This is a genomic window from Streptomyces sp. H39-C1 (genome assembly GCF_027158125.1).
GTDB lineage: Bacteria > Actinomycetota > Actinomycetes > Streptomycetales > Streptomycetaceae > Actinacidiphila > Actinacidiphila fildesensis.
Window position 1 is genome coordinate 12,413 of the sequence record NZ_JAPVLS010000057.1, and the last position, 20,336, is coordinate 32,748.

A 20,336-nucleotide genomic window follows, 5' to 3' on the forward strand; every position below is an offset into this window, starting at 1 on the left:
ATGTGTCCATCCGTCCTGCCACGTCACGCCCAACGCGGGCGCCGTCCGGTCCTCGGGGGAGGTAGCCGGTACGGCGCCCGCGTTTTCGTACGTGCGGATGCCATGGCTCGATACGTCGTCGGTGGTCAGTCCGCCGCCGGTTCCTCACCGCGCGGTACGAGACGGAAGAGCCGGATCTGCCGGTCCACGCGTGCCGCGTAGGACGCGTAGGGCGGCCAGAACTTCAGGACCGCCGCCCAGGCCGCCTCGCGCTCGGCCCCTTCGAGGAGCCGGGCGACGACGAGCAGGTCCTTCCCCTTCCAGTTGATCTCCGCATCCGGATGCCTGATCAGATTGCCGGTCCACGCCGGGTGGTCGGTCCGCCCGAAGTTGCTGCCGATGAGGACGAACGTGCCGCCGTCCTCGGGCATGCACGCCAACGGCGTACGGCGCGGCTGCCCGCTCTTCGCGCCGGTCGCCGTCAGGACGACGCCGGGTAGCATCTGGGCGCTGAGCAGCACCTTTCCCTTCGTCAGCCGGTGCACCACCTTGTCCATGGCCGGGACGACGTACGGCGCGACCTTCGCGAAGCCGCGGGTGGACGACACCTTCTGGACGAGTGGCTTCGAACGTTCCATCAGCGTCTTCTTCATGCCGCGCTCCCGGCGGCCGTCGACTCAGCGGCGGGTTCCACGATCGGAGCGGCCGGAGCCGTCGCAACCACGGGAACCACGGGAACCGCCGGCCCGAAGAGCCCCGCCCGGTCCGCGGCGCGGGCGCGCAGCAGGTGTACCGGGCCGAAGAGCAGCTCGTCGGACGCGGCGCGCTTGAAGTACAGGTGCGCGTGGTGCTCCCAGGTGAAGCCGACGCCGCCGTGCAGCTGGATCGCCTCACCCGCGACGGACCGCAGGGCCTCCAGGGCTTGTGCGAGCGCGAGCGGCCCGGCGACCGGCAGGTCGCCCTCGGAGGCGGCGGCCGCCCAGGCGGCGTAGTAGGCGGCGGAGCGCGCCGCCTGGACCTGGACGTAGAGGTCGGCGAGCCGGTGCTTGACCGCCTGGAAGGAGCCGACGGGACGTCCGAACTGCTCTCTGACCTGCACGTACTCCACGGTTGAGGCGAGCGCCTGGTCCGCGGCGCCGACCGCCTCCGCGGCGAGCGCGGCGGCGGCGAGTTCACCTGCCCGGGCGAGCGCGGGCCCCGGGTCGGCCGCTTCGTCGCCGCCGAGCGGCACGGCGGCGACGTCGCGCAGCTCGATGCGGGCCTCGGGGCGGGTCTCGTCGAGCGCGGTGAGGCGGGTGCGTACGACGCCGGCCGCGTCGCCGTCGACGAGGAAGAGCCGGGTGCGGGCGGCCGCGTAGCCGCCCGCGTGGGCGGCGACGAGCAGCAGGCCTGCGCTGTGCCCGCCCAGTACCTGGTCGGCCTGCCCGTAGAGCCGCCAGCCGGCCCCGTCCGGATCCTGGCGGGCCTGGATGCCGCCGGCGCGGCCGCCGCCCGCCCAGCTGCCGTCGTTCGGGCCGGTCAGGCCCAGGGCCGTGCCGAGGCCGCCCGGCAGCGCGAGCGCCACCGTGACGGCGCCGGCGGCGATCCTGGGCAGCAGGTCGGCGCGCTGCTGCTCGGTGCCGAGGTCGGCGATGAGCGGAGCGGCCAGCACCGCGGTGCTGAACAGGGGCGACGGCAGCAGCGTGCGGCCCGCCTCCTCGCAGGCCAGCACCAGTTCGGTCGGCCCGCAACCGGCGCCGCCGTACTCCGTCGGCAGCCCGAGTCCCGGCAGGCCGAGCTGTTCGGCGAGCTGGCGCCACAGGGGCTCGTCGTATCCCGCGGTGGTACCGACCGCGGCCTTGACCTCGTCCGGCCCGCAGCGTTTCTGCAGTACCTCTCGCAGGGTGCGCCGGATCTCGTCCTGCTCCTCGGTGAACGCGGCATCCATCGGCGGGCTCCTCACAGGCTAATCTGACGGTCCGTCATCTTAGGGAGCGGCAGTCCAGATGCACAGGGCCGGGGAGCACCCATTCCCGACCGGGCATGATGTCCGGCATGAGCCAGAACTCCAGCCAGGACGGCAAGACCCCGCGCCCGAAGCCGCAGCGCCCGCGCAGCACCACGCTGCGCTTCCTCTCCCCAGGGCCGGACACGTCGACGACACAGCTCAAGGTCTACATCGCGATCTGGGCCGCGCTGCTGGTCCTGTGGATCAGCGCACAGTTCTGGATGAGCGACATCTCGGGCTTCCAGCGGGTGCTGTACATCCTGCTCGCGCTCGTCGCCCTGACGCAGATGTCCTCGGCGGCCGCCCAGCTGCGCAAGAGGCGCTGAGGCACCACCCCTCCCTATCGCCCCCTCTCGCCGCCCCCTCGCCGCATCCCCTGTTCCGGGCTTCCGAATCTGATGTACCGTCAGATTCATGGCTGCTGCTGCTCGCAAGGTCGCCGTCGTCGGCGTGGCGCTGTCCGACTGCGGACGGGTCGACGAGGCCACCCCGTACGCCCTCCACGCCCAGGCCGCCCGCCGGGCGCTGGCCGACTCCGGGCTCGACCGGTCGGTCGTCGACGGCCTCGCCTCGGCCGGTCTCGGGATCCTCGCGCCCGTCGAGGTCGCCGAATACCTCGGCCTGCGCCCCACCTGGGTGGATTCCACCGCCGTCGGCGGCTCCACCTGGGAGGTCATGGCCGCGCACGCCGCCGAGGCGATAGCCGCCGGCCACGCCAACGCCGTCCTGCTCGTCTACGGCTCCACCGCGCGCGCCGACATCAAGGCGAAGCGGCGCACCGCGAACCTCTCCTTCGGCGCCCGCGGCCCGCTGCAGTTCGAGGTCCCGTACGGCCACACCCTGATCTCCAAGTACGCGATGGCCGCGCGCCGCCACATGCACCAGTACGGCACGACGCCGGAGCAGCTCGCCGAGGTCGCCGTGCAGGCCCGCGCCAACGCCGCCCGCAACCCCGACGCGATGTACCGCACCCCGATCACCGTCGACGAGGTGCTGTCCGGGCCGATGATCGCCGACCCGTTCACCAAGCTGCACTGCTGCATCCGCTCCGACGGCGGCGGCGCGGTGCTGCTGGCCGCCGAGGAGTACGTGGCGGACACGGCGAAGACCCCCGTCTGGATCCTCGGCTCGGGCACCTCGGTCTCGCACACCACGATGTCCGAGTGGGAGGACTTCACGGTCTCCCCTGCGGCGGTCTCGGGCCGGCTCGCCTTCGAGCGGGCCGGGGTGACCCCCGCCGACATCGACCTCGCCGAGATCTACGACGCCTTCACGTACATGACGCTCGTGACGCTGGAGGACCTCGGTTTCTGCGCCAAGGGCGAGGGCGGCGCCTTCGTCGAGAAGGGCCGGCTCACGATCGACGGCGATCTGCCCGTCAACACCGACGGTGGCGGCCTGTCCGCCTGCCACCCCGGGATGCGCGGTCTGTTCCTGCTCATCGAGGCCGTCCGGCAGCTGCGCGGCGAGGCGGGCGACCGGCAGGTGCGCAAGTCCGGCGGACGGCTGCCACGGCTGGCCGTCGCCTCCGGGACCGGCGGCTGGTTCTGCTCCTCGGGAACGGTGATCCTCGAACGCGGCTAGGGCGTGCGGTGGCCGGGCCGGACGGAGTGGCCGGACCGGGAGCATTTGTCCCGTCGGTCAGGTTGTAGCGTCGGTCGGATTGCCTCGCCGGTCGGAAGAATCATGAAGATCGAAGATCACGAAAGGCCTCTTCGCGGCGGGCGTGAGTACGCTGGCCCGGTCAGTGGATCTACCGGCGGCCCGGAGAGGGGTATCGCGTGGTCAAGCGCTTCGCCCTACCCCTGGCCTGCACTCTCGTGCTGACCGCCGCCGCGCTGTGGACGCCGTGGGCCAGCCCGCAGCCGAGCGCCCGGGAGGGCTGGACGAACCAGGCCGCGGCCCAGTTCTGGACCCCGGAGCGGATGGCGAACGCCATGCCGCAGACCGCTCCGTTCGGGCCGGAGGAGCTGCCCCTCCCCAACGCGAACGTCAGCACCACCATCGCCCCGGCCGGGGCCGCCCGGCACATCAGCGGTATCCCGACCGTCGGCGTGCTCTTCTCCGTCGACGAGTCGGCCGAGGCCCACTTCTGCTCGGCGAGCGTCGTCCACAGCCCGTCCCGCAGCCTCCTGCTGACCGCCGCGCACTGCGAGGCGGGCACGGACGTCGTCTTCGTCCCCGACTACGTCAAGGGCTCGAAGACCCAGCCGTACGGGACCTGGGCCGTCGACCAGGTCTTCACCGACCCGCGGTGGGCGGACTACGACACCGGCTCCGACTACGACTTCGCCTTCGCGCGGGTGAAGAAGAACGACCAGGGCCGGAGCATCGAGGACATCACCGGCGCCAACGTCCTGGCCCGGACACCCGGCTGGACCAACAAGGTCACCGTGATCGGCTACCCCGGCGAGGCCTTCGACCCGACGGGCCGGGCGATCAGCTGCACGACGGCCACCTCCCGGCTGTCCGGCCTGCGCCAGCTGCAGATGGACTGCGGCGGCTACTACGACGGCACGTCCGGCAGCCCCTGGCTGCTGGACTTCGATCCGAAGACGAAGACCGGCAAGGTCATCGGCCTGGTGGGCGGCCTGGACGGCGGCGGCCCGGACGACAGCGTCTCGTACAGCCCGCTCTTCGAGGACGCCCTCTTCACGCTCTACCGGACGGCGGGCGGCTGAGGGACCTGCCCGGCGCCCGCCGGCTGGTCGGCCAGGGTCGTCCCGTGTTCCGGCCGGACACGACATCGTGGTCGGGGCGCGCGACGCGGGCAGGGCGGCCGGCCTCGCGGCCCGGCTCGGCGCCCGCGCAGGCACGCTCGCGGACGCCGCCGAGCACGGTGAGACGGTGCTCGCCGCGCTTCCGCACGCCGCGATGAGCGACGTGATCACCTCGCTCGCCGACCCGCTCGCGGGACGAGCGGTGATCGCTGCTCGAACCCGATCGTTCCGGGGCCCGACGGCCTCGTGCTCACCACCGACGGCGGCCCGTCCGCGGCCCGCCGGATCGCGGCCGCGGCACCCGGCGCACACGTGGTCAAGGCGTTCAACCTGTGCGCTGCCGGGGTGTGGGCCGCACCCACGGAAGGCCTGGCCGTCCCCCTGTGCGGGGACGACGCGAACGCCCTCGCCCTGGTGCGCACCCTCGTGACCGACCTGCGCGCGGTCCCCCTGGACGCGGGCGGCCTGGACCGTGCCGGCTACCTGGAGGCCACCGCCGCGTTCGTGATCGGCATATGGTTCGCCGGCGGCGACCCACGCACGGTCCTGCCACCCCTGGAACACTCAACTCACTGAGCAGGCAGCGGGGTACCGGAGGCAGGAGATGCATCGGGTGCGGCGGGTGCGAAGACGGCGACGGCCGGAGCGTGGGAACTAGCCGGTGCCTCCGGGTTGGCTTCTTCGGTGCGGAAGCGTACGTGCAGGTCCATGCCGATCCGCAGGGCGGACGCTTCGCAGTCGACGACCTCCGTCATCATCCGCGGGCCCTCGGCGAGATCGACGACGGCGGCGACGTACGGCACCCGGGTGCCGAAGGGCGGCAGGTCGTTGAGGTGGACGACCGACCAGGTGTAGAGCGTGGCGCGGCCGCTCGCCTGCTCCCAGGCGACGTCCTCGCTCCAGCAGGACGGGCAGAACTCGCGCGGATAGTGGTGCGCGGTCCCGCAGGCGGCGCAGCGCCGGATCAACAGCCGGCCGTCGGCGGCGGCCTCCCAGTACGGGCGGGTGAAGGCGTCGATGTCGGGAAGGTCGAAGCGCTGCGCCGTCACAGGAACAGCCCCCACAGGTTGTCGAGCGACCAGGCCTGCCAGCTCATCGCGAAGAGCGCGACGAGCGATATCAGCGCCATCATGGCGTTCTGGCCCTGCTCGGCCCAGTCGTGGATCATCAGGACGAGATAGAGCAGGTTGAGGAGCAGCCCGCCGACGAGCGCCACCGGTGTCAGCAGGCCGACCGTCAGACCCAGCCCGAGCGCCAGCTCGGCGTACACGACGATGTACGCCATCAGCTTGGGCCGTGGCGCGACGACGGTGGTGAAGCCGCCCTGCACAAAGCTCCAGCGGTGTTTGTCCGCGACGCTCTTGGCCCAGGCGATGCCGGTGCCGCGCTCGAACCAGCCCTTCTTGTCCTTGTGCCGCCAGCTCTCCAGCCACCACAGACCGAGGCCTATGCGCAGCACGGCGAGCCATTCGGCTCCGGTGAGCCAGATCGTCTGCATCGTGGGCCTCCCTCTCGAAATCTGACGGTACGTCAGTTCATCGGATGGAGACTGATCCGCGCAAGAGTCCGGCGCCAAACGCTCTCGGATTGATCGCTTCCGGGACTACTCTCACTCCCGCGCCACCTGTCACCTTCCGGTACGTCCCTCCGACAGCCACTCCGCCAGGCCCCGGGAGCACCTCATGGTCGACCACCCCACCTCCTCCGTCCCGCCGGCCTCCCCCGCGCCCGCCGCGGCCACCGCCTCCCCCGACGCGATCGTCATCGGCGCGGGACCCGGCGGCCTCGCCGCGGCGGCGGCGCTGAGCCGGCGTGGCGTCCGGACGCTCGTACTGGAGCGGTCGGACGCGGTCGCCGCGTCCTGGCGCGGCCACTACGACCGGCTGCATCTGCACACCACGCGACGACTGTCCGGCCTGCCCGGCTTCGCCATCCCGCGCGCGTATGGACGCTGGGTCGGCCGCGACGACGTCATCCGCTACCTGGAGCGCTACACCGCGCACCACCGGATCGACGTCGCCACCGGCATCGAGGTGTCCCGGATCGACCGCGTCGACGGCGCCCACATCGCCGCGGGCAGCCCTGGAGGAGCCGGCGGGCGCGGCGGCAAGGGCAGCGGAACGGGCGGTGGCACGTGGCAGCTGCCCGCCACCGGCGGACGGCTGCTCACCGCCTCCGTCGTCGTGGTCGCCACCGGCACCAACCACGTGCCCCACCTCCCGGACTGGCCCGGCCGCGACAGCTTCTCCGGCGAGCTGCTGCACGCCGCCCACTACCGCAACGCCCAGCCCTACGCGGGCCGCGACGTGCTCGTCGTCGGTGTCGGCAACACCGGCGCCGAGATCGCCGTCGACCTCATCGAAGCAGGCGCCGCCCGCGTGCGGATCGCCGTCCGGACGCCGCCGCACATCCTGCGCCGCACCACGGCCGGCTGGCCCGCCCAGGCCACCGGCATCCTCTGCCGCCGGCTGCCGACCGCGGTCGTCGACCGGGTCGCCCCGTACGTGGAGCGGCTCAGCGTCCCCGACCTGTCCGCCTACGGACTCGCCCGCCCCACCACCGGCCTCTACTCCCGCGTGCGCGACGACGGAGCCATCCCGGTACAGGACGTCGGCCTGATCGACGCGATCCAGGCACGGCGGGTGGAACCCGTCGCCGCCGTGGAGAGCTTCGACGGCGACAAGGTCGTGCTGGCCGACGGTTCGAGCATCGGTCCGGAGGTCGTCATCGCCGCCACGGGATACCGGCGCGGCCTCGAACCCCTCGTCGGCCACCTGGGCGTCCTCGACAGCGACGGCCGCCCCGTCGTGCACGGCCCGCACACCCCGCCGGGCGCTCCCGGCCTCTACTTCACCGGCTTCACCAACCCCATCAGCGGCATGTTCCGCGAACTCGCCATCGACGCCCGGCGTATCGCCCGCGCGGCCGCCCGAACCTCCCGGCGGCCGTGACCGACCGCTGTCCGATCCGTTCTTGTACGTACCCCTTCCTCCCCCGTCCGCCCCGGACCCCGCTCTGGCCGTTTCCGGCCAAAGAAGCCACCGACCGGGTCCGCCGGTGTCCGTTCGCGCGCCCAAAACCCCCTGAATAGCGGCCCAGTTGGCCTCCTTCACATCTTTCACATGCCCGCACTGTTCCTGACACGTCGTCAGTTCAGTAATCTGACTATGCGTCAGTTCTGTATACCTTCGAGCAGGAGCGGGCGAGACCGATGCTTGGATCGACATACAGCACCCGCAGCCCCGGCCCCGGGCCCGCCGCACGCGGCGCGTCCGACACCGACGTCGGTGGCCGTCCGCTGCACAACACCGTCCCGGACCTCGACCGGTTCTTCCGGCCGGAGACCGTGGCGGTGGTCGGCGCGTCCGACACGGAAGGACGGCCGAACACCGGCATCACCAGACAGCTCATCGCCTGGTCGCAGCGGGTCGGGGCCCGGCTCTTCCCGGTCAACCCCGGCCGCGAGACCGTCTTCGACCTGCCCTGCTATGCCTCGGTGACGGATCTGCCGGAGACCGTGGACCTCGCGGTGCTCCTCGTCGGTGACCCCCTTCCCGTCATCGAGCAGTTGGGCGAGGCCAAGGTCCGGTTCGCCGTCGCCTTCGCCTCCGGATTCGCCGAGACCGGTGAGGAGGGCGCCGCCGCGCAGACCCGGCTCGCCGAGGTCGTCGCCGCCTCCGGCATGCGGCTGCTCGGCCCGAACACCAACCTCAACGCCTTCGAGAAGTTCCGCGAGGACCTGACCGGGCCGGCCATCGCGCTGATCACCCAGTCGGGCCACCAGGGCCGGCCCCTCTACACGCTGCAGGAACTGGGCATCCGCATCAGCCACTGGGCACCCACCGGCAACGAGGCGGACCTCGAAACCGCCGACTTCATCTCGTACTTCGCCGAGCAGCCCGAGGTCGGGGCCATCGCCGCGTATGTGGAAGGGCTCAGGGACGGCCGCTCGTTCACCCTCGCCGCCGACCGCGCGGCCCGCAACAAGGTGCCGGTGGTGATGGTGAAGGTCGGCCGCACCGAGACCGGCGCCCGCATGGCCGCCTCCCACACCGGCAAGCTGACCGGCTCCGACGCCGTCGTCGACGCGGCCTTCAAGCAGTTCGGCGTCATCCGCGTCGACGGACTCGACCAGCTCCAGGACACGGCGACCCTGCTCGCCCGGGCCAAGCCGCCCACCGCGGACGGCGTCGTCGTCTATTCCATATCCGGCGGCACCGGAGCCCACTTCTCCGACCTCGCCACCGCCGCCGGACTCGACATCCCGCGCCTGTCCGACGAGAAGCAGACCGAACTCCACCAGTGGATCCCCGACTACCTCAACGTCGCGAACCCCATCGACAACGGCGGTCACCCGGTGGGCGACTGGCGCGGCCGGAAGATCATCGACGCGATCCTCGCCGACCCGTCCGTCGGCGTCCTCATCTGTCCGATCACCGGTCCGTTCCCACCCATGAGCGACAAGCTCGCGCAGGACCTGGCCGACGCGGCGGAGAGCACGGACAAGCTGGTGTGCGTGGTGTGGGGCTCGCCGCTGGGCACCGAGGACGCCTACCGCACCACGCTCCTCGGCTCGTCCCGGCTCGCGACCTTCCGCACCTTCGGCAACTGCATCAGCGCCGTCAAGTCCTATCTCGACCACCACCACTTCGCCGCCGCCTACCGCTCCCCCTTCGACGACGCCCCGCGCACCCGCTCCTCCTCGGCCCGCAAGGCGCAGGCCCTGATGCGCGCGGGCCACCAGCTCAGCGAGCACGCGGCGAAGCAGATGCTGCGCGCGTACGGGATCCGGGTGCCGCGCGAGCAGCTGGTCACCAGCGCGGCCGGATCCGTCCGGGCCGCGGGCCTGGTGGGCTACCCCGTCGTCATGAAGGCGTCCGGCGCGCAGCTCGGCCACAAGACCGAACTCGGCCTGGTCAAGATCGGTCTGACCTCCGCGAGCCAGGTCCGCGACGCCTATCGCGACCTGACCGACATCGCCCGCTACGAGGGCGTGGAACTCGACGGCATCCTCGTCTGCCAGATGGTCGAACGCGGCGTCGAGATGGTCGTCGGCGTCACCCACGACCCCCTCTTCGGCCCGACCGTCACCGTCGGCCTCGGCGGGGTCCTCGTCGAGATCCTCGCCGACGCCGCCGTCCGCGTACCGCCGTTCGGCGAGGACATGGCCCGCGACATGCTCGGCGAACTGCGCGGCCACCGACTGCTCGAAGGGGTCAGGGGGGCGCCCCCGGCCGACGTCGACGCGCTCGTCGACGTCGTCATGCGCGTACAGCGGATGGCGATGGAACTCGGCGGCGATCTCTCCGAACTCGACATCAACCCGCTGATGGTGCTGCCGCGCGGCCAGGGTGCGGTGGCGCTCGACGCACTCGCGGTCTGCCGGTGAGCGGTCTGCCGGTGAGCCGTCTGCCGGTGTCCTGTCTGCCGGTGTCCTGTCTGCCGGTGTCCTGTCTGCCGGTAAGCGGTCCGATCCGCCCTCAGCCCTACGCACAAATAGGAGCCACTCCCCCATGACGCCCACCCCCCGTGAAGATTCCGTCGACCCGATCAGTCCGATCGATCCGGTTGATTCATTGGTACTTCACGCCACTGACAACGGCGTCTCATGGATCACTCTCAACCGCCCAGAAGCGATGAACGCGGTCACCTGGGACCAGCGCGAACGCATCATCGCGCTGCTCGACGCGGCATCCGCCGACCCCGCCGTCCGGGCGGTCGTCATCACCGCCACCGGCCGCGCGTTCTGCGCGGGAGCCGACCTCAGCGGCGGCGCGGCCGCGCCCGGCGAGCGCGTCGCGGGCGATGTCGCCCGGACGATCCGGCGCGGCGCGCAGCGCCTCGTCTCCGCCGTCCTGGACTGCGAGAAGCCGGTGATCGCGGCGGTCAACGGCACCGCGGCCGGCATCGGCGCGCACCTCGCCTTCGCCTGCGACCTCGTCCTCGCCTCCGACCGCGCGAAGTTCATCGAGGTCTTCGTCCGCCGCGGCCTCGTGCCCGACGGAGGCGGGGCGTATCTGCTGCCGCGGCTCATCGGCCCGCAGCGCGCGAAGGAGCTCATGTTCTTCGGCGACGACCTCCCGGCCGCCGCCGCGGAACGCCTCGGTCTCGTCAACCGCGTCGTCCCCGCCGAGGACCTGGAGAAGACCGCCCGCGAATGGGCCGAACGCCTCGCCGCCGGCCCGACCCGTTCCCTGGCCCTGACGAAGCAACTGGTCAACGCCTCACTGGACGCCGACCGTTCGACGGCCTTCGCCGCGGAGGCGGCCGCCCAGGAGATCAACATGACGACGGACGACGCCCAGGAAGGCGTCCGGAGCTTCGTGGAGCGCAGGTCCCCGGAGTTCGGGGGGCGATGACGGCGGGGCGGTCCCCGCGGCGATCGGTATGCACCAGAGCCACCACGTACGCCCCTGACGTCCGGCCGCCCACGCGGAGAGCGCGAGGACCGGCAGCACGTGCAGGACCGCGCCGCTGATCGCGAGGAGTTCGAGAAGAGGGGGCACGATCCGCCGCCGGATCCCTCTTCCCATCTGACGCACCGTCAGGTTCAATGGTCGATGTGATGGGACACGCAGGGATGGCGGCCACCGCCGTCCGGTACCTCAGGTCGGTAGGGGCCGCCACGACGGCGGGGCCCGTGGAACCGCTGCCGCGCCCGGACTTGCGGGCCGTGGGGCCGGACGAACGGGCGCCGGTCGATCCGGCGGTGTTCCGGAAGGTGCTGGGTACGTTCGCGTCCGGGGTGACGATCGTCACCGCTCCCGGGGCGGAGGGCCCGACGGGGTTCGCGTGCCAGTCGTTCGCGTCGCTGTCGCTCGATCCGCCACTGGTCGCGTTCATGGTGGCGCGTACGTCCACGACCTGGCCGAAGATCGCGCGCGCCGGTGTCTTCTGCGTCAACATCCTCAGCGACGAACAGGGCACCCTGTGCCGTGGCTTCGCCGTGAGCGGGGCGGACAAGTTCGCGGGGGTCGACTGGACGCCGGCGCCCGTCACCGGGTCGCCGCGGCTGGCGGGCATACCCGCGTGGATCGACTGCACGATCCACGCGGTGCACACCGGTGGCGACCACTTGATCGTCGTCGGCCGGGTCAACGAACTCGGCTGCGCGGAGCCCGATGACGCGGACGGGACCACGCCCGAGGCCGGGCCACTGCTCTTCTACCGTGGACGTTTCGGCCGGTTCGCCCAGTAGTTGACGTCACCCTGTAGTCAACACAGCGGGTCGAGCCAGGACGCTCGGTTCACGTCGTCGCACGCACCCACTCACGCCGCCGCTATGGCCGGGATTCCCGTCGAGCGCCCCCGCCGGATGACCAGGACCATCAGCGCGGCGACCGCGCACAGCGCGCCCGAGCTGTACCAGACGAGGTCGTACGAGCCGAAGGCGTCCCGCGCGACACCGCCCAGGAAGGCCACGACGGCGGCACCTATCTGGTGTGCGGCCAGGACCCAGCCGAAGACGATGGCGCTGTCGTCGCCGTAGTACTCACGGCAGAGGGCGATGGTCGGCGGGACGGTGGCGACCCAGTCGAGGCCGTAGAAGACGATGAAGACGATCATCGGCGGGTGCACCGTGTTCGCCATCAGCTGGGGCAGGAACATCAACGACAGTCCGCGCATCCCGTAGTAGACGGCGAGCAGCCGGCGCGGCTCGAAGCGGTCGGTGAACCAGCCGGAGGCGATGGTTCCGGCGATGTCGAAGACGCCGATGACGGCGAGCAGTGACGCGGCGGCCGTGACCGGCATGCCGTGGTCGTGGGCGGCCGGTACGAAGTGGGTTCTGATCAGGCCGTTCGTGGAGGCTCCGCAGATCGCGAAGGATCCGGCGAGCAGCCAGAAGGGGCCCGTACGGGCGGCGACGGACAGTGCCTTGAGCGCCCGCCGGGCGGCTCCGCGCACCGGGGCCGGCTTGGCGGTGAACTCCGGCGCCCCGTAGGCCGACAGGCCGACGTCCGCGGGGTGGTCGCGCAGCAGCAGCCAGACGAACGGGACGACGGCGAGCGCCGAGAGGGCGACGGTCGCGGCGGCGGGCCGCCAGCCGTGCTGCTCGACGATCCAGGACAGCAGCGGCAGGAAGACCAGCTGTCCGGCCGCGCCGGCCGCCGTCAGGATGCCGGTCACCAGTCCACGGCGGGTGACGAACCACCGGTTGGCGACGGTGGCGGCGAAGGCGAGCGCCATGCACCCGCTGCCGGTGCCGACGAGGATGCCCCAGCACAGGATCAGCTGCCAGGTCTGCGTCATGAAGATGGTGAGGCCGGCGCCGAGCGCGATGGTGGTGAGCGCGGCGGCGACGACACGGCGGATGCCGAATCGATCCATGAGGGCGGCGGCGAACGGTGCGGTGATCCCGTACAGCACGAGGTTGATGGAGACGGCGAAGCCGATCATGCCGCGTGACCAGCCGAATTCCGCGTGCAAGGGCTCGATCAGCAGACCGGGCAGGGAGGCGAACGCGGCCGCGCCGATGATCGTCACGAAGGTGACGGCCGCTACGAACCAGGCACGGTGAACCCTCGACCGCCGGCCGGGAACGGGCACCGCGCCGGCCGATATCCCGGCGTCCGGCGCCTCGGGGACCGGAACGTCCTGTGCCTCGGAGACCGGGACGTCCTGCGGATTCTGCGTCGGGGCTTGAGGTGTCTGCGTCACACGATCAGCTTCGGGCCTGCTTCAACACTGAACGAGTGGCCGGATGGCCATGATGTGAAAGAATCGGGCCATGACGACTCCGGACCAGGCCGGGAAGCAGCACACCGGAACGCGCACCGGAACGCGCACCGGAACGCGAGAGACGGCGTTCCGGCATCAGGACCGGCACCGGGTGGCGGTCCTGGTCATGCCCGGTGTGATCCCCTTCGAGCTGGGGATCCCCGCCCGGATCTTCGGCGGCGCCCGCACCCAGGAGGGTCGCAACCTCTACGAGGTCGTGACCTGCTCGGCCGTGCCGGGGCTCGTCCAGACCGACGCGGACTTCCCGATCCTCGTCGAGAACGGGCCCGAGGTCCTGGAAGCGGCCGACACCGTCGTCGTCCCCGCCACGCACGAGCTCGACGACATCTACGTCTCGGGCCGGCTGAGCGGCCCGCTGGCCGCCGCCTTCGCGCGCATCAGGCCCGGCACCCGCGTCGTGTCGATCTGCACGGGCAGCTATCTGCTGGCCGCCGCGGGGCTGCTGGACGGTCGGCCCGCCACCACCCACTGGGACAGCGCCGACCACTTCCAGCGGCTCTTTCCGCAGGTCAAGGTCGATCCCGACGTGCTCTACATCGACGACGGCGACATCCTCACCTCGGCCGGCGTCGCCTCCGGAATCGATCTCTGCCTGCACATCGTCCGCCGCGACCACGGAACGGCCATCGCGAACGCCGTCGCCCGCCGCACCGTCGTCCCCCCGCACCGCGACGGCGGCCAGGCGCAGTACATCCAGCGGCCGCTCCCCGAACCGCAGCTGGCCAGCACCACGGCCGCCCGCGCCTGGGCGCTGGGCAGGCTCGACCGGCCGCTCACGCTGCGCGAACTCGCCGAGCGCGAGTCGATGAGCGTACGGACCTTCACCCGGCGGTTCCGTGAGGAGGTGGGGATCAGTCCCGGGCAGTGGCTCGTGCAGCAGCGCGTCGAACGCGCCCGCCATCTGCTGGAGTCCAGCGATCTGAGCGTCGACCAGGTCGCGCACCGGGCCGGATTCGGTACGGCGACCTCCATGCGGCAGCACCTGCACGCGGCGCTGGGCGTCTCACCGTCCGCCTACCGCCGCACCTTCAACGCCAACGCAAACGCAAACGCAAACAACAACGCCACGGCCACACCCGCCGCCGCACCCACCGCCTGAACCGACCGATCCCACCTCCGACCGACCCCACCTCCGACGCCCGGATCGGCAACGACGTCGCCGGGCTGCCGGAAGGTGGGTGACTCCTGGGCTCCCGCCCGTTCGGACCGTCAGAAGGTGAGCACCCCCCGTGCCACCCGGCCGTGGTGGGCGTCGTCGGCGGCCTTCGCGAAGTCCTCGACGGGGTAGGTCTCGGTGACCAGTTCGTCGAGCAGCAGCCTGCCCTGGCGGTAGAGCTCGGCGTAGAGCGCGATGTCGCGCTGTGGGCGGGACGAACCGTAGCGGCAGCCCAGGATGGACTTGTCCAGGTACATGGACGACACCAGGAAGCTCGCTTCGGCGTCGGCCGGCGGAACGCCCAGCAGGACGGCCTGGCCGTGCCGGTCGAGCAGGTCGATGGCCTGGCGGATGAGTTTGACGTTGCCGACGCACTCGAAGGTGTGGTCGGCGCCGGTCGGCAGCAGCTCGCGGACGGCCGCGACGGTGTCGTCCACGGCGGACGCGTCGATGAAGTCGGTGGCGCCGAACTGCCGTGCCACGTCCCCCTTGGCGGGGTTGGCGTCCACGGCGACGATCCGGGTGGCGCCCGCTATCCGGCACCCCTGGAGGACGTTGAGGCCGATTCCGCCGGTGCCGATGACGACGACCGTGTCGCCGCGGTCGACCTTGGCGCGGTTGAGCGCGGCGCCGACGCCCGTCAGGACGCCGCAGCCGATCAGGGCGGCGGACGTGAAGGGGATCTCCTTCGGGATCTTGACCGCCTGGACCGCCTTGACCACGGTCTTCTCCGCGAAGGCCGAGTTCGAGGCGAAGTTGAACAGGTCCTTGCCCTGCCGGGAGAAGGGCCTGCCCGGGTAGCCGATCGCCTTGCGGCACATGGTCGGGCGGCCGCGGTCGCACTGCGCGCACGTGCCGCAGTTGGCGAGGGTCGACAGCGACACGTGGTCGCCGGGTTCGACATGGGTGACCCCGGGGCCGACCGCCTCGACGATGCCGGCGCCCTCGTGGCCGAGGACCACGGGGACGGGGAACGGGATCGTGCCGTCGATGACGGACAGATCGCTGTGGCACAGGCCCGCGGCCTGGATGGCGACCAGCACCTCGCCGGGGCCGGGGCCGCGGACCTCCAGGTCGTCGACCACCTGGGGCTGTGTGCCGTCGAAAATGACGCCTCTCATGAACTGTCCTGTTCCCTCAAGGGCCTTCGGTTTCAGGAAGGCCAGACGACCGATTGGAGTTCGCTGTACGCGTGCAGTCCGAACGAGCCGCCGTCCCGGCCGACCCCGCTCTCCTTGAAGCCGCCGAACGGCGTCTCGGGGTGGCGCTGAACCGTGTTGATGCCGACGTTGCCGCTGCGCAGACGGGCGGCGAGCGCCCAGGCGCGGCCCGCGTCGTCGGAGAAGACGTAGTCGTAGAGCCCGTACGGGGTGCCGTTGGCGATCTCGACGGCCTCGTCCTCGGTGTCGTAGGCGAGGGCGACGACGACCGGGCCGAAGAGTTCCTCCTGGGCGACGGTCATGTCGGGGGTGACGTCGGCGATGAGGGTGGGGGCGACGTAGAAGCCGGGCTTGAGGTCGGGGCGTTCGCCGCCGGTGACGACGCGGGCGCCCTGGGCGCGGGCGCCCGCGATGTACGCCTCGACGCGATCACGCTGGGCGGCGCTGATGAGCGGGCCGACGACGGTCGAGTTATCCACAGGGTCCCCGGTGGTCAGCGCTCCGGCGTACTGTGCAAGGGCAGTGATCACCTGCTCGTACTGGTCGCGGTGGACCAGTACGCGGGTGGGCGCCGTGCAGATCTGACCGCTGTGGAAGGCCCAGGTGGAGGCGACCGCCCCGACCGCCGTCTTGAGGACCGCTCCACCCGATTCCGGCAGGACGATCGCCGCACCCTTGCCGCCGAGTTCCATCAGCGTGCGCTTCAGCGTCCGGCCGGACGCTGAAGCGATCGCCTTCCCGACCGCCGTCGACCCGGTGAAGCTGATCATGTCGACGCCCGGGTGCGCGACGAGTGCCTCGCCCGCCGCCGCACCCGATCCGGCGACCACGTTGAACACGCCGTCGGGCAGGCCCGCCTCCTTGAAGATCTCACCGAGCAGCAGGCAGGTCAGCGGGTCCTGCGGGGCGGGCTTGGCCACCACCGTGTTGCCCATCGCCAGGGCGGGGGCGACCTTTCCCGCGAGGTTGGCGAGCGGGAAGTTGTACGAGGTGACGCAGCCGACGACGCCGACCGGGCGGCGTACGGCGGCGGCGCCGATCAGTCCACCGGGTGCGAGAGGAGAAGCTTTGACGGGTTGTGGAGCGAGCGGGATGACATCGGGCTCGACCGCGCCGCGGGCGTAGCGGCGGAATCGGTCGGCGGCCGGCGGGAGTTGCAGGGCGGAGGCGACGCGCGCGGTGGCGCCGGTCTCGGCCTGGAGGAGGGGGACGAGTTCGGCGGCGCGGGCGGAGATCGCGTCGGCTATCCGGTCGAGGACGGCGGCACGTTCGCGTGGGTCGGTGCGCGACCAGCCGTCGAAGGCGGCGCGGGCCGCCCGGACGGCCGCGTCGACGTCGTCGGCGGTCGCTTCGGGGGCGTGCCCGACGGTTTCCTCGGTGGCCGGATTGATGATCGCGTAGTGGCCCTGGGCGGGTTCGTGCCACTGACCGTTGATCCAGTGCGCGTAGGTCGGGGGTACAGGTCGGCTCATGGCCGCGGCTCCTTCGGGAGGCCGAGCACCCGCTCGGCGATGATGTTGCGCTGGATCTCGTCCGAGCCGCCGTAGATCGTGTCGGCACGGCTGAAGAGGAACATCCGCTGCAGCGTGTCGAGTTCGTAGGGCCGGGACGGGGTCCAGGCGGTGGGGCCGGTGGCGGCCGCCGGGCCCCGGACCGCCATGGCCAGTTCGCCGAGCCGCTGGTGCCAGCCGCCCCAGAGCAGCTTGGCGACGCTGGGGGCGCCGGGCGAGTCGGTGCCCAGGGTGCGCAGGGCGTTCCAGCGCATCGTTCTGAGCTCGGCCCACTGGCAGACGATCCGGGCCCGCAGGACGGGTTCTGTGTCGGCGCCGGTGGTCCGGGCGAGGTCGGTGATCTCGCGCAGTTCCTGCTCGAAGCCGATCTGCTGGACGAGGGTGGACACCCCGCGCTCGTAGCCGAGCAGGGACATGGCGACGGTCCAGCCGCCGCCCTCCGTTCCGACGAGGTGGTCGGCGGACGCGTGTGCCGCGTCGAAGAAGACCTCGTTGAACTCGGCGTCGCCCGACATCTGGCGGATCGGCCGGACCTCGATCCGGCCGGGCTGGTCCATCGGCACCAGCAGGAAGCTGAGGCCGTGGTGCCGGCGGGAGCCGGGTTCGGTGCGGGCCAGGACGAAGCACCAGTCGGCGTCCTGGGCGAGCGACGTCCAGATCTTCTGGCCGGTGATCCGGTAGCCGCCGCCGTCGTCCCGGACCGCCGCGGTGCGGATCCCGGCCAGGTCGGATCCGGCGTCCGGTTCGCTGTAGCCCTGGCACCACAGTTCCTCGCCGCGGGCTATCGAAGGAAGGAAGCGGTCCCGCTGCGCGGGGGTGCCGTGGGCGAGGAGGGTGGGTGCGAGCAGGTTCTCGCCGATGTGGCCGGACCGGCCGGGGGCGCCGGATCTCGCGTACTCCTCACCCCAGACGACCTGCTGGGCGAGGGTCGCCCGGCGGTTGCCGTAGTCCCCGGTCCAGCCGAGCCCTATCCAGCCGGCCGCACCGAGGGTGCGCTCCCAGCCGCGCCCGCCCGCCGGCCACCCGTCACGGTGTTCGGCGAGCCAGGCCCGCGCCTGGGCGCGGAAGGATTCGGCCTCCGGGCCGAACGTAAAGTCCACGGATCCTCCGTCATCGGGCCGATCATGAAGAGCCGGACGGTCGTCAGACACGGCCTAGGCGTTGGGCCGCTCGGCGGCGGCCGCTGCCGCGCGCATCGCCTCCAGTTGTTCGAGCATCGGCATCGGGTCGACGCCGATGGTTCCGGGCAGGACGTCCGCGATGCGTTCCGGCGTCCAGGGCCCGTCGCCCCAGGCCGACCGCAGTTCCCGCGGCTGCGCCCAGACGGCGATCTTCGGTCCGGCGACGGTGTAGACCTGCCCGGTGATGGCGGAGGCGCGCTCGGAGAGCAGGAAGACGACCATGGCGGCCACGTCCTCCGGTTCGCCGATCTCCTTGAGCTCCATGGGCACGTTGGCGGACATGCGGGTGCGGGCGACCGGGGCGACGCAGTTCGCCGTCACCCCGTACTTGTTGAGGCCGAGTGCGGCGCTGCGCACCAGCGAGATGATGCCGCCCTTCGCCGCCGAGTAGTTCGGCTGCGAGACGCTGCCCTGGTGGTTTCCGCTGGTGAAGCCGATCAGGGTGCCGGCTCCCTGCTTGCGCATGACCGCGGACGCGGCCCGGAAGACGGTGAAGGTGCCTTTCAGGTGGGTGGCGATGACCGGGTCCCACTCCTCCTCGGCCATGTTGAAGAGCATCCGTTCGCGCAGGATGCCGGCCACGCACACGACGCCGTCGATGCGCCCGTACGTCTCGACGGCCGTGGTGACGATGCGCGCGCCGCCCGCCATCGTCGACACGTCGTCGGCGACGGCGACGGCTTCACCGCCCGCCGCCTGGATCTCCTTGACGACCGACTCCGCGATCTCGCTCGCCGGTTCGCTCGCGCCGTCGATCGAGACCCCGTAGTCGTTGACCACGACCTTGGCCCCCTCGGCGGCACAGGCGAGCGCGACCGCGCGCCCGATGCCACGCCCGGCACCCGTAACAGCGACGACTTTTCCGGTCAGGAAGTTGCCCACGTCCCGCCCCTTCTCATGGTTTCTGACGGACCGTTAGATTCTAGGAGTGAGTACACACCCCAGCACAAGCCCTACGACCAGGAGGCCGCTGTGACGCTTCCCGCCGAGTTCCACGACATCGCCAAACGGATCAACAACTGGGGGCGGTGGGGCGAGGGCGACGAGATCGGCACGCTGAACCTGATCACCGACGAAGTGGTGCGCATCGCGGCCGGGACCGTACGCAGTGGCCGGCGCGTCCCGCTGGCCCTGCCGCTGCAGCAGGACGGGGTGCAGACCGGCATGATCCCCGGCCGGGTCAACCCGCTGCGCACCATGGTCGCGCTCAACCTGGAGATGTTCGGCCCGGGAACCATCGCCACCAGCGACGACGCCGTCACCATGGGCCTGCAGGCGGCCACCCACTGGGACGGCCTGACCCATGTCTCGCACTCCGGAAAGATCTACAACGGCCGTCCCGCCGACTCCGTCACCGCGCACGGCGGCGCCGCCTTCAGCGGCATCGAGAAGGTGACGACCCTGGTCTCACGCGGCGTGCTGCTCGACGTGGCCGCGGCCCGGAAGCTGGACCGGCTGCCCGGCGACCACGCGGTCACCCCCGAGGACCTGGAGGCGGCCGAGGAGCTGGCGGGGACCACGGTGCGCGCCGGGGACATCGTGCTGGTCCGCACCGGTCAGATGCGCTCCTACCTGGGCGGCGACAAGCACGGCTACGCCTTCCCGTCCCCCGGGTTGTCCATCAGGACGCCCGAGTGGTTCCACGCGCGTGATGTGGCGGCGGTCGCCAACGACACGCTCACCTTCGAGATCTTCCCGCCGGAGATCGAGAACCTCTGGCTGCCGGTGCACGGACTCGATCTCGTGGAAATGGGGATGCTGCAGGGCCAGAACTGGAACCTGGAGGAGTTGTCAGAGGCCTGCACCGAGGCGGGGCGGTACGAGTTCTTCCTGGATGCCACGCCCGAGCCCTTCGTGGGCGGGGCAGGCAGTCCGGTCGCACCGGTCGCAGTGCTCTAGGCGC

General features: G+C 71.5%; 19 protein-coding genes and 1 pseudogene. 11 read left to right on the forward strand and 9 right to left on the reverse strand.

What is annotated here, in order from left to right; genetic code table 11:
* Positions 1–125 precede the first annotated feature (125 nt).
* Together O3W51_RS31030 and O3W51_RS31035 are read right to left on the reverse strand one after the other, a co-directional pair.
* Positions 126–632 carry a nitroreductase family deazaflavin-dependent oxidoreductase gene (locus tag O3W51_RS31030; protein WP_232485315.1) on the reverse strand — a complete coding sequence of 169 codons (507 nt, stop codon included), beginning with the start codon at positions 630–632 and terminating at the stop codon, positions 126–128.
* Positions 629–1,906, reverse strand: coding sequence for an acyl-CoA dehydrogenase family protein (locus O3W51_RS31035; RefSeq protein ID WP_138353566.1), 1,278 nt, complete (start codon positions 1,904–1,906; stop codon positions 629–631). Before O3W51_RS31035 ends, O3W51_RS31030 begins: the two co-directional genes overlap by 4 nt.
* A gap of 107 nt (positions 1,907–2,013) precedes the next feature.
* On the opposite strand from O3W51_RS31035, the gene O3W51_RS31040 reads away from it, so the two are divergent.
* The 5 genes and pseudogenes from O3W51_RS31040 to O3W51_RS48550 all read left to right on the forward strand — a co-directional run bounded on the left by O3W51_RS31040 (position 2,014) and on the right by O3W51_RS48550 (position 5,262).
* Positions 2,014–2,292, forward strand: coding sequence for a hypothetical protein (locus O3W51_RS31040; RefSeq protein ID WP_138353565.1), 279 nt, complete (start codon positions 2,014–2,016; stop codon positions 2,290–2,292).
* An 88-nt stretch (positions 2,293–2,380) separates the two neighbouring features.
* Positions 2,381–3,550, forward strand: coding sequence for an acetyl-CoA acetyltransferase (locus tag O3W51_RS31045; protein WP_198357781.1), 1,170 nt, complete (start codon positions 2,381–2,383; stop codon positions 3,548–3,550).
* 197 nt (positions 3,551–3,747) lie between these two features.
* Positions 3,748–4,647: a trypsin-like serine peptidase gene (locus O3W51_RS31050; RefSeq protein WP_244809211.1), complete on the forward strand. Its 900-nt coding sequence runs from the start codon at positions 3,748–3,750 to the stop codon at positions 4,645–4,647.
* 67 nt (positions 4,648–4,714) lie between these two features.
* Positions 4,715–4,834: pseudogene (locus O3W51_RS48545) on the forward strand (NADP oxidoreductase); the annotation flags it as partial.
* Between the two features lie 98 nt (positions 4,835–4,932).
* The gene (locus tag O3W51_RS48550; RefSeq protein ID WP_307811457.1) at positions 4,933–5,262 is read left to right on the forward strand and encodes a hypothetical protein; all 330 of its coding nucleotides are present in this window, start codon (positions 4,933–4,935) and stop codon (positions 5,260–5,262) included.
* On the opposite strand, the gene O3W51_RS31060 is transcribed toward O3W51_RS48550, so the two are convergent.
* Both O3W51_RS31060 and O3W51_RS31065 read right to left on the reverse strand, forming a co-directional pair.
* Complete coding sequence (locus tag O3W51_RS31060) at positions 5,256–5,735, reverse strand: Zn-ribbon domain-containing OB-fold protein (protein WP_164296021.1); 480 nt, start codon at positions 5,733–5,735, stop codon at positions 5,256–5,258. The two genes, O3W51_RS48550 and O3W51_RS31060, sit on opposite strands and share 7 nt — an antisense overlap.
* On the reverse strand, positions 5,732–6,184 hold the full coding sequence (locus O3W51_RS31065) for a DoxX family protein (RefSeq protein ID WP_138353562.1): 453 nt from the start codon (positions 6,182–6,184) through the stop codon (positions 5,732–5,734). Before O3W51_RS31065 ends, O3W51_RS31060 begins: the two co-directional genes overlap by 4 nt.
* Before the next feature lie 184 nt (positions 6,185–6,368).
* Between O3W51_RS31065 and O3W51_RS31070 the strand changes: the two genes are divergently transcribed.
* The 4 genes from O3W51_RS31070 (at position 6,369) to O3W51_RS31085 (ending at position 11,884) form a co-directional block, all read left to right on the forward strand.
* Positions 6,369–7,637 (forward strand): flavin-containing monooxygenase, encoded by a 1,269-nt coding sequence (locus tag O3W51_RS31070; protein ID WP_198357783.1) that lies wholly within the window; start codon positions 6,369–6,371, stop codon positions 7,635–7,637.
* A 260-nt stretch (positions 7,638–7,897) separates the two neighbouring features.
* The gene (locus tag O3W51_RS31075; protein WP_138353560.1) at positions 7,898–10,075 is read left to right on the forward strand and encodes an acetate--CoA ligase family protein; all 2,178 of its coding nucleotides are present in this window, start codon (positions 7,898–7,900) and stop codon (positions 10,073–10,075) included.
* 124 nt (positions 10,076–10,199) lie between these two features.
* Positions 10,200–11,045 carry an enoyl-CoA hydratase/isomerase family protein gene (locus O3W51_RS31080; protein ID WP_138353559.1) on the forward strand — a complete coding sequence of 282 codons (846 nt, stop codon included), beginning with the start codon at positions 10,200–10,202 and terminating at the stop codon, positions 11,043–11,045.
* Between the two features lie 206 nt (positions 11,046–11,251).
* On the forward strand, positions 11,252–11,884 hold the full coding sequence (locus O3W51_RS31085) for a flavin reductase family protein (RefSeq protein ID WP_232485316.1): 633 nt from the start codon (positions 11,252–11,254) through the stop codon (positions 11,882–11,884).
* A 71-nt stretch (positions 11,885–11,955) separates the two neighbouring features.
* Here O3W51_RS31085 and O3W51_RS31090 read toward each other — a convergent pair whose 3' ends face one another.
* Positions 11,956–13,248, reverse strand: a complete 1,293-nt coding sequence (locus O3W51_RS31090) for an MFS transporter (protein WP_138353600.1) — start codon at positions 13,246–13,248, stop codon at positions 11,956–11,958.
* Between the two features lie 166 nt (positions 13,249–13,414).
* On the opposite strand from O3W51_RS31090, the gene O3W51_RS31095 reads away from it, so the two are divergent.
* A complete protein-coding gene (locus tag O3W51_RS31095) occupies positions 13,415–14,524 on the forward strand; it encodes a GlxA family transcriptional regulator (RefSeq protein ID WP_138353558.1) in 1,110 nt (369 codons plus the stop codon).
* Positions 14,525–14,634: 110 nt separating this feature from the next.
* On the opposite strand, the gene O3W51_RS31100 is transcribed toward O3W51_RS31095, so the two are convergent.
* From O3W51_RS31100 to O3W51_RS31115, 4 genes are read right to left on the reverse strand one after another with little or no spacing between them, the layout of a single operon-like run.
* Positions 14,635–15,702: a Zn-dependent alcohol dehydrogenase gene (locus O3W51_RS31100; RefSeq protein WP_138353557.1), complete on the reverse strand. Its 1,068-nt coding sequence runs from the start codon at positions 15,700–15,702 to the stop codon at positions 14,635–14,637.
* A 32-nt stretch (positions 15,703–15,734) separates the two neighbouring features.
* Entirely contained in the window at positions 15,735–17,213 is a 1,479-nt protein-coding gene (locus tag O3W51_RS31105; RefSeq protein WP_138353556.1) for an aldehyde dehydrogenase family protein, read from the reverse strand.
* Positions 17,210–18,352 carry an acyl-CoA dehydrogenase family protein gene (locus tag O3W51_RS31110; RefSeq protein WP_138353555.1) on the reverse strand — a complete coding sequence of 381 codons (1,143 nt, stop codon included), beginning with the start codon at positions 18,350–18,352 and terminating at the stop codon, positions 17,210–17,212. The genes O3W51_RS31105 and O3W51_RS31110 overlap by 4 nt, the downstream gene beginning before the upstream one ends.
* Before the next feature lie 54 nt (positions 18,353–18,406).
* Entirely contained in the window at positions 18,407–19,315 is a 909-nt protein-coding gene (locus tag O3W51_RS31115; RefSeq protein ID WP_138353554.1) for an SDR family oxidoreductase, read from the reverse strand.
* A 90-nt stretch (positions 19,316–19,405) separates the two neighbouring features.
* Between O3W51_RS31115 and O3W51_RS31120 the strand changes: the two genes are divergently transcribed.
* Positions 19,406–20,332 (forward strand): cyclase family protein, encoded by a 927-nt coding sequence (locus O3W51_RS31120; protein ID WP_138353553.1) that lies wholly within the window; start codon positions 19,406–19,408, stop codon positions 20,330–20,332.
* Positions 20,333–20,336 lie beyond the last annotated feature (4 nt).